At 41.8% G+C, this 14,396-nt stretch carries 16 protein-coding genes; 4 read left to right on the top strand and 12 right to left on the bottom strand.

Translation table 11 applies throughout. The annotated features are described in order from the left end of the window. Positions 1-35: 35 nt before the first annotated feature. The gene (locus ACFX4X_RS02940) at positions 36-821 is read right to left on the bottom strand and encodes a phosphatidylserine decarboxylase (RefSeq protein WP_377381437.1); all 786 of its coding nucleotides are present in this window, start codon (positions 819-821) and stop codon (positions 36-38) included. Positions 822-956: 135 nt separating this feature from the next. Between ACFX4X_RS02940 and pssA the strand changes: the two genes are divergently transcribed. Continuing rightward, positions 957-1,496, top strand: a complete 540-nt coding sequence (pssA, locus tag ACFX4X_RS02935; RefSeq protein WP_061464135.1) for a CDP-diacylglycerol--serine O-phosphatidyltransferase — start codon at positions 957-959, stop codon at positions 1,494-1,496. 66 nt (positions 1,497-1,562) lie between these two features. Here the strand turns inward: pssA and ACFX4X_RS02930 are convergent, their stop codons facing one another. Further along, positions 1,563-3,353, bottom strand: a complete 1,791-nt coding sequence (locus ACFX4X_RS02930; protein ID WP_377381434.1) for a M3 family oligoendopeptidase — start codon at positions 3,351-3,353, stop codon at positions 1,563-1,565. Between the two features lie 160 nt (positions 3,354-3,513). On the opposite strand from ACFX4X_RS02930, the gene ACFX4X_RS02925 reads away from it, so the two are divergent. Then, positions 3,514-3,816, top strand: a complete 303-nt coding sequence (locus ACFX4X_RS02925; RefSeq protein ID WP_377381431.1) for a hypothetical protein — start codon at positions 3,514-3,516, stop codon at positions 3,814-3,816. Positions 3,817-4,010: 194 nt separating this feature from the next. Here the strand turns inward: ACFX4X_RS02925 and sigK are convergent, their stop codons facing one another. Beyond that, positions 4,011-4,733: an RNA polymerase sporulation sigma factor SigK gene (gene sigK / locus ACFX4X_RS02920; protein WP_061464138.1), complete on the bottom strand. Its 723-nt coding sequence runs from the start codon at positions 4,731-4,733 to the stop codon at positions 4,011-4,013. 189 nt (positions 4,734-4,922) lie between these two features. Between sigK and ACFX4X_RS02915 the strand changes: the two genes are divergently transcribed. Then, the gene (locus ACFX4X_RS02915; protein ID WP_377381427.1) at positions 4,923-5,111 is read left to right on the top strand and encodes a hypothetical protein; all 189 of its coding nucleotides are present in this window, start codon (positions 4,923-4,925) and stop codon (positions 5,109-5,111) included. A 381-nt stretch (positions 5,112-5,492) separates the two neighbouring features. Here ACFX4X_RS02915 and ACFX4X_RS02910 read toward each other — a convergent pair whose 3' ends face one another. The 6 genes from ACFX4X_RS02910 to ACFX4X_RS02885 all read right to left on the bottom strand — a co-directional run bounded on the left by ACFX4X_RS02910 (position 5,493) and on the right by ACFX4X_RS02885 (position 10,016). Next, positions 5,493-5,633 carry a YrzI family small protein gene (locus tag ACFX4X_RS02910; RefSeq protein ID WP_081108862.1) on the bottom strand — a complete coding sequence of 47 codons (141 nt, stop codon included), beginning with the start codon at positions 5,631-5,633 and terminating at the stop codon, positions 5,493-5,495. 491 nt (positions 5,634-6,124) lie between these two features. After that, positions 6,125-6,391, bottom strand: a complete 267-nt coding sequence (locus tag ACFX4X_RS02905; RefSeq protein ID WP_377381424.1) for a YrhC family protein — start codon at positions 6,389-6,391, stop codon at positions 6,125-6,127. 115 nt (positions 6,392-6,506) lie between these two features. Further along, entirely contained in the window at positions 6,507-7,643 is a 1,137-nt protein-coding gene (locus ACFX4X_RS02900; RefSeq protein WP_089361565.1) for a bifunctional cystathionine gamma-lyase/homocysteine desulfhydrase, read from the bottom strand. A gap of 1 nt (position 7,644) precedes the next feature. After that, positions 7,645-8,571 (bottom strand): PLP-dependent cysteine synthase family protein, encoded by a 927-nt coding sequence (locus ACFX4X_RS02895; RefSeq protein ID WP_377381420.1) that lies wholly within the window; start codon positions 8,569-8,571, stop codon positions 7,645-7,647. Between the two features lie 94 nt (positions 8,572-8,665). Then, on the bottom strand, positions 8,666-9,361 hold the full coding sequence (gene mtnN / locus ACFX4X_RS02890) for a 5'-methylthioadenosine/S-adenosylhomocysteine nucleosidase (RefSeq protein WP_061464142.1): 696 nt from the start codon (positions 9,359-9,361) through the stop codon (positions 8,666-8,668). A 16-nt stretch (positions 9,362-9,377) separates the two neighbouring features. Further along, complete coding sequence (locus tag ACFX4X_RS02885) at positions 9,378-10,016, bottom strand: class I SAM-dependent DNA methyltransferase (protein ID WP_061464143.1); 639 nt, start codon at positions 10,014-10,016, stop codon at positions 9,378-9,380. A 790-nt stretch (positions 10,017-10,806) separates the two neighbouring features. Between ACFX4X_RS02885 and ACFX4X_RS02880 the strand changes: the two genes are divergently transcribed. After that, positions 10,807-11,019, top strand: a complete 213-nt coding sequence (locus ACFX4X_RS02880; protein WP_061464144.1) for a DUF2536 family protein — start codon at positions 10,807-10,809, stop codon at positions 11,017-11,019. Between the two features lie 68 nt (positions 11,020-11,087). Here the strand turns inward: ACFX4X_RS02880 and ACFX4X_RS02875 are convergent, their stop codons facing one another. The 3 genes from ACFX4X_RS02875 to greA all read right to left on the bottom strand — a co-directional run bounded on the left by ACFX4X_RS02875 (position 11,088) and on the right by greA (position 14,214). Then, complete coding sequence (locus ACFX4X_RS02875; protein ID WP_284470184.1) at positions 11,088-11,777, bottom strand: YrrS family protein; 690 nt, start codon at positions 11,775-11,777, stop codon at positions 11,088-11,090. 86 nt (positions 11,778-11,863) lie between these two features. Beyond that, positions 11,864-13,615, bottom strand: coding sequence for a peptidoglycan D,D-transpeptidase FtsI family protein (locus ACFX4X_RS02870; protein ID WP_284470183.1), 1,752 nt, complete (start codon positions 13,613-13,615; stop codon positions 11,864-11,866). Positions 13,616-13,737: 122 nt separating this feature from the next. Continuing rightward, a complete protein-coding gene (gene greA / locus ACFX4X_RS02865) occupies positions 13,738-14,214 on the bottom strand; it encodes a transcription elongation factor GreA (protein WP_056528546.1) in 477 nt (158 codons plus the stop codon). Positions 14,215-14,396 lie beyond the last annotated feature (182 nt).

The raw sequence follows: 14,396 nt of genomic DNA, 5'->3' as shown, positions 1-14,396 counted from the left end.
CATCAAATGTCAGCCTTCTTATTTTTCATTTGAAGTTAGACGGGTCTCATGAATCCGATTGTTTCACCGACACGGACATCAGCGGGGATGGTTATGTTTCCTTCAAGTTCAAAACTGCCTTTTTCAAAAAGAAGGACCACTGTCGACCCAAAGCTGAAATAAGAAAATTCCTGTCCTTTTTCCAATTCATCCGATTCATCAGTAATGACGATCGAATTTATGAACATGGCTCCAACTTTCACCATTGCCAGACTTCCCGCTTCATTTTGAAGTTCAGTTATTGTACGATAATTTTTTGCCAAAGGCTCTTTTCCATATTTCATTCCCCATTTATTAACGGGGTACGATTTCCTTCCAAGAGTCCAGCGTTTGACCACGGAGCCCTTGATTGGTGCATGGATCCTGTGGTAATGACTCGGGCTTAAGTATAACACGAGATATTTGCCGCCTATGTACTTTTCCAAAAAAAGCTCATCCCCGAGCATCTCCTCCATTGAATACACCTTTCCCTTAACGACGATCTTTTTATCAGCGCGTATCTCCCCTGAATCCTCGAGTACACCGTCGACGGGAGAAGCCACTGCAGAAGGAGCTGCCGTAATAGGCCTGGCGTCCGCCTTTAACCGCCTTGTAAATAGCTCATGAAGATTCGTATACCCTTTTAAATCCTTACCAAATTCTTGTTGATTAAGGTTGAAAGTTTTTACATATAGTAAAATCAAGGGCCTGCTCCAACGAGATTGGCTAAAATGCTTTAATAAACCTGATGAATACCGACCATTCGTCAGTTCAATAAGAATGCGATACAAAGACTGATACAAATAAAACCACTCCAAATTGTAAAATTATTCAAAAATTACTTGCATAAATTGTGTTAAATAAAATATTATTATATAATAAATACTTATGTTTATTATATTTTGTTTTATTTTGTTTCATTTGAAAGGAGTGAAAAGATGTTTTTATTACACGCCCTAGATCAAACCATTAAAAAAGTGAAAGCACAAACAGCAAATATACTTACTTTAATTAATTTATCCCTTGGTGGATTTGCGATAATTGCCGTGATGCATGGCCAATTGAATTTAAGCCTGCTTTTAATCTTCTTGGCTGCCCTTGCAGATCGCTTTGACGGTATGGTTGCACGAAAGTTTAACATTGAATCGGAATTGGGTAAGCAACTTGATTCCATGTGTGACATCATTTCTTTTGGCGTCGCACCAGCCCTATTATTATACCAAGGAATATTAATAGAATTCGGGGCACCTGGCACACTATTCACGGTTTTCTATATTGGCTGTGGCGCATTTCGCCTCGCCCGCTTCAATATAAGTGAAAGCAATGGATATTTTACAGGAGTTCCCATTACAGTTGCAGGCTGCATCGCTACCTTAAGTTTTCTCGCTATCCCGTATTTTCATCCGGTCTTTTTCTTATCCCTCATGATTATATTATCATTACTCATGGTCAGTCCATTTAAACTAAAGAAAGTTTAAATAAGAAAGCGGATGTCCTTAACTCGGACATCCGCTTTTTTTCGTTCATATTCACCTTAAACTTATTTATGCCTTTCGGACAAGCGGATCGGTCAAACGCATGAATTCTTCTACATCCTTCATACAGGCATTAACCGCTTCTTCCCAAAAATCCCGGGTCGTCAAATCGACGCCTAAATGTTTGTCTGCCAAATCCTCGACCTTCATCGAACCAGTATCCTTTAATAGGGCGATATATTTTTCTTCAAATCCTGCCGGTTCTTTCAGGGCATTCGCGTAAATGCCTAATGAGAATAAGTAGCCGAATGTATACGGAAAATTATAAAATGGTACACCTGTAATATAGAAATGAAGCTTTGAAGCCCAGAACGTTGGATTATAATCACTTAATGCATCACCATAAGCTTCTTTTTGTGCATCAACCATCAGTTCATTCAATCGTTCGGCACTGACATATCCTTGTTTCCTCTCATCATAAAATCTTGTCTCGAATAAGAAACGGGCATGGACATTCATCAATAATGTTACGGAACGCTGAATTTTATCTTCTAAAAGAACCAGCTTTTCTTCCTCACTGGCCGCTTCCTTCACAGCTGCATCCGATACGACCATTTCAGCAAAAGTAGAGGCGGTTTCAGCCACGTTCATTGCATATGATCGGTTCAATGGATGGATTTCCCTCATCGCATAAGAATGGAACGCATGCCCCAATTCATGGGCCAATGTCGATACATTTGAAGGGGTACCCGAGTACGTCATGAAAATTCTTGACTGCTTATTTAGTGGAAAGCCCGTGCAAAAACCGCCTGGCCTCTTACCTGGTCTGTCCTCCGCTTCAATCCAGCTGTCCTCAAAAGCTTTTTGGGTGAAGTTTGCTAATTGAGAGCCGAATTTAGAGAATTGCTGTATGATGAAGTCTGCACCTTCTTGATAATCCATTACTTTGGACTCTGCTGTAACAGCGAGCGGTGCATCCAAATCCGCCCAACTTAATTTATCCAAATCAAGTAACTCTGCCTTCCTTTGCAAAAATCGCACAAGCGGCTCCTTATGATCGGCAATTACATTCCACATGCTTTCGAGGGTTTCTTTTTTCATCCTCCCTATTTCCAGAGGCTCCTTCAAAATATCATCCCAGCCCCTTTTATCATTCACACTGAGACGAAATCCTGCTAAGTGGTTCAAAGTCCGGGCAAAAAGGTCACTTTTCCCTCCCCAAGCTTGTTCCCAAGCAGTAAATAATTCTTTCCGTGCCTTTCCATCAGGATCCGAAAATTTATTCGCCGCTTGGCCTACAGAAAGATTTTCACCCTTATGGGGGATAGTCATTGAACTAACGATCGTATCATACATTTGGCTCCAGCCTTCGAAACCGTCCATGGACAATTGAGTGATTAATGATTCTTCCTTAACTGAAAGCTTTTCCTTTGCCCGTTCTCGACGTTCGTCCAATACGAATTTCAATTCATTCAATGGTTCTTTTTCAAGGATTTCTTTAAAAAACGCTTCATCAAGCTGTATCAACTTTTCATCCAGCTTACTTAACACCATTTTTAGTGAAGCGACTATCTTCATTTGTTTGATCCGCAGCTGACCTGCCTTTTTATCCTGCGCATTTTGAGCTTCCAGGCATCCGATGAAAGCACCGGCCTGAGACGATTTCATATTTGTATTTTTAAAAAAATCAAATGCCTGAATTAAACTTCCATCATCGTTTCCTTCTGGATTGATATTGCTAACAAGCCGGTCCAATTCCTGTACCTCTTCGTTAATTTCATTTAAGAAAAGCAGGAACTCCTTAGAAGAGCTTCCCCCTTTAAAAAAGATATCCAAATCCCACGTCAAAGCATATCCCATACTGCATTGCCCCCTTTTTATCAATAAGCCTATTATAGAGCTTTATTCAATATTTTTCTAATTAAAAAGAATTTTCAGTATACTTTAGAACATTTTTGTTTATCCCACAATAAAAGCATGATATGATGAATATATTCTTCGGAAAGGGGTGGTTGATTGTATGAAATTCTTTATCCACTTGTCTGCTGTCGTCCTAATTCTATGGACACTGCCGATACAGTTCCATCATCACGGACAGCAGCTAACCCTTGAAGAGCACATTGATGTTCATCACTGGGAAAAGGCCGACAAGAAACTGCCTTTCGTCCCTTTCCTTAGTTCCTGGCAGTCCATTATCATTATTATCATTTTTGAATTTTCCATTTTAAGTTTCCTTTATTTTCATTCAAATCTTCGCCGACGATATCTCGGTCCAGTTTTTTTTCAGGCGAATTACGTTGCCACACACTCTGACATTTTATAAAAAAAATAAAATCGAGGAGTGATTTATATGTGGTTCAGACTAATAATGATAGGGGTATTTTCTTTAACCGCTTCACGCATGTTCCTTTTTCAGGGGATCGAGATTTATAATGCTTTTGCAGATTTGATCAGAAATAAATATTAAAAAATAGAGTGCGGGGGAATTCCCCCGCACTCTTTTGAATTTTAGCATTCCTATCCTTTTGCTTTCTTTTCCTTCTCTTTTTCTGCCCTGTAAAATTCGTGAAACATCTTCATCAAGGCACGCTTTTCGATCCTTGATACATAACTGCGGGAAATGCCAAGCTCTTTAGCGATTTCACGCTGGGTTTTTTCCTTTTTTAAATCCAGTCCGAACCTGCCTACAATGACTTCCTTTTCCCGTTCATCCAAAATATCAATATACTTTTTCACTTTTTCAATTTCCATATTAAGCTGAATCGTATCAATGACATCTTCCGATTCCGATTTCAGTACATCAATTAAACTGATTTCATTTCCTTCTTTATCCTGACCGATTGGATCATGCAGGGAAATATCTTTTTTCGTTTTCTTAGTCGCTCGTAAATGCATCAAGATCTCATTCTCAATGCATCGCGCCGCATATGTGGCCAGCTTCGTACCCTTCCCATCCGAATAACTCTCAATGGCCTTTATCAAACCAATTGTTCCTATTGAAATCAAATCCTCTGTATCTTCGCCCGTATTCTCGAATTTCTTGACGATATGGGCAACAAGTCTGAGATTATGCTCGATCAGGATGTTACGGGCATCACCATCTCCCTCACTCATAAGCTTCAGATATTTCTTTTCATCCTGAGATGACAAGGGCTGGGGAAAAGCGTTGTTTTTGACATAGGAAACTAATAAGTAAAATTCTTTGATAATATAGCCGACAGCTGTAAGTATTCCGGGCATTGGTTTCATCCCCCGTTTCTTTGGTTCCCTATTCATACCTATGCAACGGTGGGCTTGTACGTGTCTGTCCCACTGAAAGAAATCATGAAAGTATTAAATGTTCAAACCAGAATGGATGAATTCCCAAACGGACGAATACAAACGTACATATAATGAAAGTGAATTTTTAAGGAAAGGGGGGGTTTTAGGATGGGATATAATTTGGGACCATACGGGTACAGCTATGGTTATCCGCCTCCTGCACCTTGTAATGAAGGATTCGATTACTTGTATAGTTATGGCCTGTTTATTGTCCTCTTGATTTTATTGCTCATTTTCGGGTTTTGGTGGTTCCCGGGATGTGGGTTTGGTTATGGCGGACCAGGTCCGTGCTGCTGATGCAAACAAAGAAAAAAACTCGGCCAGAGTGCCGAGTTTCCCCTTTTACATATTCATTTCAGCGGCTGATAGGCTCAACGGAGACATTGACGGATATCTCAGTTCCGATGACCTCAGTGTTAATTAGCGTCATCCACATTGAGAACATGATGAATCACTCCTCACCTCGATTCATCATGTTTCCAACATCCTTTTCCGCTGTTTAGGTGAACATTTTTTTATACAAACCATGTCTATACTGTGAAACGTCGGCAAAGCCGTTAGCCGGTATCCTTCTCCTGCCAATAGCAACGCTTCTCTCCTTTTGCATTTACCAATTTATCCATATTACCCTCCCACCTTTCTTAAAAATCATTAATGGAATACCAACCTCATATCTCTTTAGAAAAAAGGACGATGCTTCAGCGCTTTATCTAGATGTTCTTCTCGGATCTTGTGGATTCTCTCCTGTTGCAAACATTCCTCGGCAGTCATTTTTTTCAATTTAATCGTGATGGTGAAGAAAAGCATATTCAGTGTCATAATATCACCTCCTTTAAGGGAGCGGCCCAACAAAAAGGCATAAAAAGGCCGCAGAAAGTTACGTCCTCCTGCGGGATTTTTTAAATATAAAAAGGCCGCAGGATAAAACACTTCTCCCTGCGGCCGCTATGTCTGAATGATTAATAAAGCCAAATTGCTTTAGAAATATTCCGCTTGGCACAGGTCGAATGGTATGTGATTGTTATTTGAAACGGACCGGCTAATCTGATTTGTGACGATTCCATATAAATACAATTTCATTTTACTCGACCTCCCTTTGGAATATTTTATATTACCTGGTAAGTATATCCACAAATTCAATATTTGTAAACGGCTTTTGCCCATTTTTTTGAAATCTCTTTCTTTCTTCCTATTTTCTCTTAGCCATTATCACTTAAATGAGGCAATGGGTAGGATATATCTGCCCATATAACAGGCAATAACGTAAGATAAACAAAAAAACCTGATTCTTGAAAGAATCAGGTTTTCTTCTATTGTTGTAAAGAGTCCTGGTCATCCATTTCCGCCAGGGTCTTTTTATATTTTTTGGATAATCGGAAAAATACTATGGATATGCCAAGGAACATGATTGTCGCTCCCATATAGACATATGTGTCAATCATCGCTTTGTCGCCAGTGGGAAGGATGGTTCCTAAATAGAAGAACGAGCCGACACATAGCAAGGTGATCGCAAATTGTTTAAAATCGACCATTTTCGAACGCAGCACTGCAGCTGTTTGTTTTTTGCGGTTTTTCATGCCATTCCACCTTCTTTCAAGCTAATAAGATATCGATATCTCATTTTACCATATTCATTCCAAATGACAGGGTGTAAATAATGGCAGCAAGCTATGAAGCGGTCCCTCTTCCGATTTATCCTTTTAGCGCTTGTTCCAAGTCTTCCAATAAGTCTTCAACGTCTTCCAGACCAACTGAAATACGAATCAACCCATCTGTTATTCCAAGCTCTGCACGGCGCTCTGCCGGAATCGAGGCATGCGTCATCAAGGCCGGAATCGAAATTAAGCTTTCCACTGCCCCTAGACTTTCAGCAAGTGTGAAGAATTTCACTTTACTCAAAACCGATTCGGCTTTTTCGGCACTGCCGACATCGAATGAAACCATACCGCCGAAGCCACGCGATTGTTTTTTTGCAATATCATGGTTTGGATGGTTTTCAAGACCTGGGTAATAGATTTTCGAAACGCCTTCATGCCCGGATAGGAAACGGACGATACGAGATGTATTTTTTTCATGTTCTTCCATTCGAATTCCCAGCGTTTTAATTCCACGCATTAGCAACCATGAATCTTGGGGCCCTAGCACGCCCCCTGTAGAGTTCTGGATGAAATGAAGGTCATTGCCAAGTTTTTCATCATTCACCACGACAAGGCCCGCTACAACATCGCTGTGTCCCCCCAGGTACTTCGTAGCGCTATGAAGCACGATATCGGCTCCAAGTGTAAGTGGATTTTGCCAATATGGCGTACTGAAGGTATTATCCACAATGGTGAGGATGCCGTTTTCTTTAGCTATTTTTGATACCGCCTCTAGATCAGTGATCTTCAATAATGGGTTCGTCGGGGTTTCAATGAAAAGTGCCTTCGTATTATCCCTGATCTCTTTTTCGATCGAGTGTATGTCACTCGTATTGATGAACGTAGCTTCCACCCCGAAGCGGTTAAGAACTTTCGTGATGACCCGGAAGGACCCTCCATAAACGTCATCTGTCATCAATACATGATCACCTTGACTGAACAGCATCATGACCGCCGTCATCGCTGCCATTCCTGACCCGAAGGCGAATCCTCTTTCTCCTTCTTCGAGGTCCTTGATCAATTCCTCGAGGGCATGGCGGGTTGGGTTGCCCGTACGGGAATATTCATATCCCCGATGATTCCCCGGACCATCCTGCTTATAGGTGCTCACTTGATAAATCGGCACCGAAACCGCGCCTGTTTTTTCATCACCAAAAATGCCGCCATGGATCAATTGTGTTTTTTTTCTCATTTTATATACCCCCCTGATAAATTTTTTTGCTTAAGTATCGTTCACTGGAATCCGGAAATACGACGACGATATTCGTCCCCCGGTCAGCCTTGGCCGCTTCTTTCATGGCCGCTGCAAATGCCGCGCCGGAAGAACTGCCGACAAGCAAGCCTTCTTTCATCGCCAATTCCTTCACCATATGGAAAGCGTCACGATCACTTATCGTATGAATCTGATCAAAATACGTCTCATCCATATAAGCAGGTAAAAATTCCATCCCTATCCCCTCGGTTTTATGGGGTCCTGCTTCGCCTCCGTTTAAAATCGATCCTTCTGGTTCGACTATGACCGTTTTGACAGAAGCTGCATTCTTTTCTTTTAAATATCGCGATGTTCCCATGAATGTCCCTCCCGTTCCTGCTCCGGCAACAAACACATCTACATCGCCATCCATCTGTTCCCATATTTCAGGTCCCAGCGTTTTATAATAGGCATCAGGATTGGATGGGTTGGCAAACTGTTGGGGACAATAAGATCCTGGAATTTCAGCCAGCAGTTCCTTAGCCTTCGCAATCGCTCCTGTCATTCCTTCCTCTGTCGGGGTCTGGATCACTTTGGCCCCAAGGGCACGCATCAATTCCTGTTTCTCGGCACTGAATTTCTCCGGAACACAAAATATCACGTCCACTCCACTGTTTATTGCCGCCAACGCCAAGCCAATCCCAGTATTTCCGGCAGTCGGTTCAATGATTGTCCCACCCTTTTTCACCTTCCCTGTCTGTAACGCTTGGGCTAAAAGTTCTTGACCAAGCCGGTCCTTCACACTGCCTCCCGGATTAAAGTATTCCAGTTTGGCAAAGATACGGACTTCATCTGGAAGCGGGAAATGGGTTATTTCCATCATCGGCGTTTCCCCGATCAACTCATGAATGTTTTTAAAGACTTTCATATTCGGACATCCTTTCATAGTTATCCTACCAATTTAATAAGAATTATGCAATAAAGAATAATCAGCGGAAAGACTTCCGCTGATCACTAATCATTCATTTCATTTTTTCAACCATTTTCAAAATCAGTGCCGCTGAATGTAGAGCCGCCGTTTCCAGGAATTTATCAAAGGAAATATTGGACTCCTTACCTGCGATATCCGAAAGGGAACGAATGATGACAAATGGTGTTTTGAATTGGAAGGCTACCTGTGCAATGGCTGCCGCTTCCATTTCCACCGCGTATAAATCGGAAAATTTCCCTCTGACGAATTCAACCCTGTCAGGATCATTCATGAAAGAATCCCCCGTCACGATCAGCCCTTTCGCCACTTGCATATTCTCTATTTCTTTAGCTGCTTCTTCTGCGATTGCAAGAAGTTTTTCATCAGGGATGAAAGCTGCAGGCAGCTGAGGGACTTGACCGTACTCATATCCAAAAATCGTCACGTCCACATCATGATGGCGAACTTCCGAGGATATGACCACATCCCCGACATTCAGTGCTGTATGATAACCGCCGGCAGAGCCAGTATTGATGACCGCATCCGGTTTGAATTTTTCTAAAAGGATCGTAGTGGACATTGCCGCATTCACTTTACCTATTCCCGATTTAAGCAAAATGACCTCGATACCATTCAGTGTGCCTGTATTGAACTCGGAACCGGCAATGGTCACCTGCTCCAAACCTTCCAATTTATCACGTAAAATTGTAACTTCTTCTTCCATTGCTCCGATTATGGCTACTTTCATTAGTAAAAACCTCTTCCTATAATTTTTCCGCCTCCATAATCCAGACAAATTGATTGCAGCGCTCGAAGTTCACTTTATATCCATTTGCTTCAAGTGCTTTTTCCAAAAAAGGAATCGTCGTATAATATTCCGTTTGCAAATCGTTCGCCAAATTATGAAAGCCCGCCTGCCTTGCATCAGAAATCGCTTGTTCATGCGCTTCCCTGGATTGATACATCGTATCCGCAAACACTATTTTACCACCAGTATTCAGTAACTTTCCATAGCTGGCTATCGCTTTTTCTTTTTCTTCATCGGTTAAATGATGAAACGCGTACGTACTCACGATCGAATCAACCTGTTCCGGCTTCGGAAAATCGATAAAATCGCCATCTACAATTTCTGTTTTCCCTTGCAACTTGCTTACCGCTATTTCCCTCATGGCAGGTGATGGCTCGATTCCCGATACCTTCAGGCCTTTCTTCAAAAGCCTTTCCGTCAAATTCCCGGTACCTACGCCAAACTCAAGCACATGGCCATGAACCCGATTGGTGACGCTGTCCAATATCCTATCATAATGTTTAAAAACCTCTTGATACTCAATATCGTGTCCACCAACCGTATCATCATACGATTTCGACCATTCCTCAAATAAATCTATAAATTCTCTGCCCATTTTATATACCACCCTGATAAATTTTTTTCTAAAGTATCGTTCACTGGAATCCGGGAATATCACAACGATATTCGCCCCCACTTGAAGCCTTGGCTGAATCCTTCATGGCCGCTGAAAATGCCCAAAAGAATTGCCGACAAACAGGCCTTCTTTAATCGTCAATTCCTTCACCATATAGAAAAGCTTCACGATCGCTTTTCGAATGGATCTTATCAAAATTCGTTTCATCCATATAGATTGGTAAAAATGCCATCCATATCCCCTTGGTTTCCTCCCGGATTAAAGTATTCCAGTTAGCCAAAGATACGGACTTCATTCAGTAACCGGAAATGCGTGATTTCAAATCACCGTCTTCTCCCCAATCAACTCATGGATATTAGGAAGGACTGTCATATCAGGACACCTTTCTAAGTTATCCTACCAGTTTAATGAGGTTTATGCAATATAGAATAATCGGCGGAAAGGCTTCCGCTGTTCAATAGATTCCTTGTACCTACGCAGGCCTTGTAGCACGTGACCATAAGCCTAATTGGTGAACTTTCCAATATCCTATCAAAATGTTTAATAACGTCTTGATACTCATTATCGTGTCCACCACCGTATCATCATACGATTTCGACCATTCTTCAAATAAATCTATAAATTTCTCTGCCCCTATGATTAGATAATAAAACCTATCAGCATAATATGAAATAAACACAAAAACAGTTCTTGTTTTTTAGGCAAATCCATTCATTCAGTTCAGATTGGTGTTAAACTAACAGTATCTAAATGTTGGAGGGGAACAGTCATGAGTTTTCAACTAGACTTAAACTTATTCGAAGATAAAATAGAATTTTTCGAGGCAGAAAGCATTAAAAACCTCGAGGAAAAAATTCAATCACAAATTGAAATCAATAAAGCGATCATGCTTCAGGTTCAATCCGTATCACACCAAATGTATGTAAGCGAGGAAGGCAGACGTTTTTACAGTGCAGTCGTACACTTTAAAGCAAAAAAGTGACCACAATGAAAAAACCCCCGAAAAGTGGAATTCCTTTCGGGGGTTTTTCGTTAATATTTTTTTATCCATTACCTTTTATCGTTTGTTTTCAGCTCTTCGACTTTTACAGGCTTCCAACCTGATCCGTCCACCCATTCGATATGGACCCGGAAGGTTTTTGGACTGTTCCCCTCAGAAACGGTACCGATCGCCGTATTAGGCGAACCGCCGTTTTGAAGCCACCAAAGTCTCATGCTTCCTTCATCGATTCCGGCTCCAAGAGCAATGGCCTTACTCATTTCATTCCAATCGACTGAGCCTTTTTGGAAGCTTGTAGTGTGTTCCCCGGATTGCTCAGTTCCAACTGGTTTCCAGCCCTCACTCGTATATGTAGCCGCGACATTGCCATCTCCGCTGCCTTCCACTTCCACAAGTTTGGCATCCCCTGCTTTTTCTGGGTCTGTTCCATCTTCAGACTTCTCTTCGGTATCTTCCTCCGTTGCTTTGCCATCTTCTTCTGTTGCTTTACTATCTTCTTCTGCCACTTCCTTCCCTGAATCGGTTTCTTCCTCTTTCCCAGCAGGTTTGTCCACTACTTTCCCCTGTTTATGGGCGATTTGTTTTTGTTCAGTCGTGGCTTTTTTTGATTCAGTGCCACCATCACTTAAGAAAATGGTGACAGCAACAATGACGATTAAAATGGAAACGATGGTGATTGCAATATTATATATTTTATTTACTTTTCTTTTTTGATCTCTCTGATTAAAACGTGAGCCCAAGGTCCATTCCTCCCTTACCATTTCTTACTGCCTCATTTTAACATGATTTAGCTAGAGATAGAAGGGAAGGGTTTCCTACACTTTCGTCAATTCTCGCTATTGTCCTGGTCCTTGGAGTACAAGACTTTTACAATATCTGAAAAAAGAGGCGTCATACTGGAACTGTTTTCCTTCGTTTCAAAACTTACGGTAACTAGAGCATATTTGGGATTTTTATATGGAAAGTAGCCTGCAAACCATTTATTGAGCTCCCCTTTTTCAATATTCGTCTGAGCTGTACCAGACTTGCCAGCTACCTCCACAGGCAAATCTCTCAAGGAAGCACCCGTCCCTTTTTCTTCCGTTACGACCTTCCTCAGGAGGTGCTGCATTTTCATCGTTGTATATGGGGAAAGTGTCTCACCGCCAATACTTTGATCGGGGAAATCGACTACGGTCGTACTATTGTTAAATTCGACCCTAGAAACGGCTTTGACCTGTTCCTTCTTGCCACCGCGGGCAATCGTTGCCATCATATTCGCTATAGCGAGCGGTGTCGTCTGGACATCCTGCTGGCCAATTGCTGTTTTGGCAATCATTTTGGGGTCCTTTTTTAAGCCGTCATCATGCCAGACCTTCCCGGTTTGTTCATGATGCAACTGGGTAACTTCCGTGTGATAAACATCCCCTTGCCAGCCCGTTTCGCCAATCAACCCTAGCATTTTTGCGTATTTATCCAAAAAGTCAGGATTCTTCTTAGAAATTTCCTGTGACAATTCGGCAAACGTCCTGTTACAGCTTTGGGCAAAGCTATTTTCAAAATTAAGCATGCCCAGTTCCCTCTGTTTATCCGTTTTCCCGTCAATCGTTAAATTACAATTAAATGTCCTGGTAGGACTAGCCGCTTCATAATCGATGGCCGCTGCTGCCGTGACCGTTTTAAAGACGGAACCTGGCGTTTTTTGAGTCAGCATCATATTGACGGCCCCTTCGCCATTCGGATCTTTTATATTAAGCGCAGGGCGTGATACCATTGCAACGATTTCACTTTTTTCGATATCGATCAGTACGAGACCGCCTTTTTTTATCCCGCGTTCATCGACGAGCTTCTCCGCTTTTTCCTGAATCTCTTTATCAATGGTCGTTACGACCTTGACTGGGTAGAGGGGATTCGCTGGTTCCACATATTTAACATCGACACCGAACATTGGGCCTCCGCTGGCATCCACGTGAAAAACGAGCTTCGATTCCCCAGCGGAAAGCAAGAACTCATCAAAGGTCCTTTGCAGTCCCGTATTGCCGATTTTCGTTTCAGGAGATAAATTCATGTCGGGATAACGTTTTTTCTTTTCCGCATCTGATATATTCGTCGTGCCGATCAATTGCGCTGCAGGGGTTTGATCGTGATATAATTTCTCGTTCACGGCAAAGACCCCGGGAATCTTCAATTGATTGATTGCCTTCGATTGGCTGGGCGTCAACTCTATCGGTTCATCTCCGCCAAATACAAATGGTTCATCCGCTTGTTCAATTGCCCGTTTCAACTCCGTTTCCGATCTGCCTATTATCGAGGCAATTTCATCTATAGGCCATGTCATTTTTTTCAAAAATGGAAATAGGACGAGCGTCGGGATCTCTTCATGTGCAAGTGGTTCCCCATTTCTGTCATAAAACTTTCCACGCCCATCATCAATCTTTAATATCTGTGAACGCTGATTCACACTTGCTTCTATTAGGTTCACATCATGCTTTGAAAAAGATTCTGTCGATACAAGTTGGATGTAGGCGAGCCTTCCTATGAGCATCAGCATGAAAGTGGTCAATAAAATAGCCAGCAACCTCATTCGTTTCTTTTTCATAAAATACACCTCGTAACCATTGTTGACGAGGTGCTAATTTTTAAACAATTATGAACAAATTTATCAATTCATTTTTCCGATAAAAAAGAGGATGCCCCTATGGACACCCTCTTAAGCCGTATTTAGCTGATGGAAACAATCTTGACGCTCATTTCGCCGCCAGGTGTCATGATCGATACCTTGTCGCCGACCCTTTTCCCTATTAGGCTTTTCGCGATTGGAGAATCATTGGAAATTTTCCCTTCGAATGGGTCCGCTTCAACACTCCCTACGATGGAGTATGTTTCTTCGTCACCATTTGGAAGTTCTACGAATGTTACCGACTTCCCAAGTGAAACTGTATCTGTATTCGAATCATTGCCTTCAATGATTTTAGCATTACGGATCATGTTTTCGATTGTTGTAATTCGTCCTTCAACGAATGCCTGCTCTTCTTTTGCGGAATCGTACTCCGAGTTCTCGGAAAGGTCCCCAAAACTGCGGGCGATTTTAATTCTCTCCACCACTTCTTTACGTTTAACCGTTTTTAATTGTTCCAGTTCCTGTTCAAGCTTTAACTTTCCTTCTTTAGTCATTGGATACTCTTTTTCAATTGCCAAAACCCTTCACTCCTTCTAATTCTTTACAGCAAGCATTCGCTGTGACAAGTTTATGTACTATAAGTGCTTAACCCTAATACTCGAGTCAAAATATATAATTGCGCAAATAAAAAAGTACGCGCATTGATACTAAGAAACATCCGTTCCTTAGTATATAAACCGACTGCAGTGAGCAGCCGGTT

The organism is Peribacillus sp. YIM B13481 (assembly GCF_042787985.1).
GTDB classification, from domain to species: Bacteria; Bacillota; Bacilli; order Bacillales; family DSM-1321; genus Peribacillus; species Peribacillus simplex_A.
Note: the sequence above shows the minus strand (reverse complement) of the source record. Positions and strands in the feature narration are given on the sequence as shown.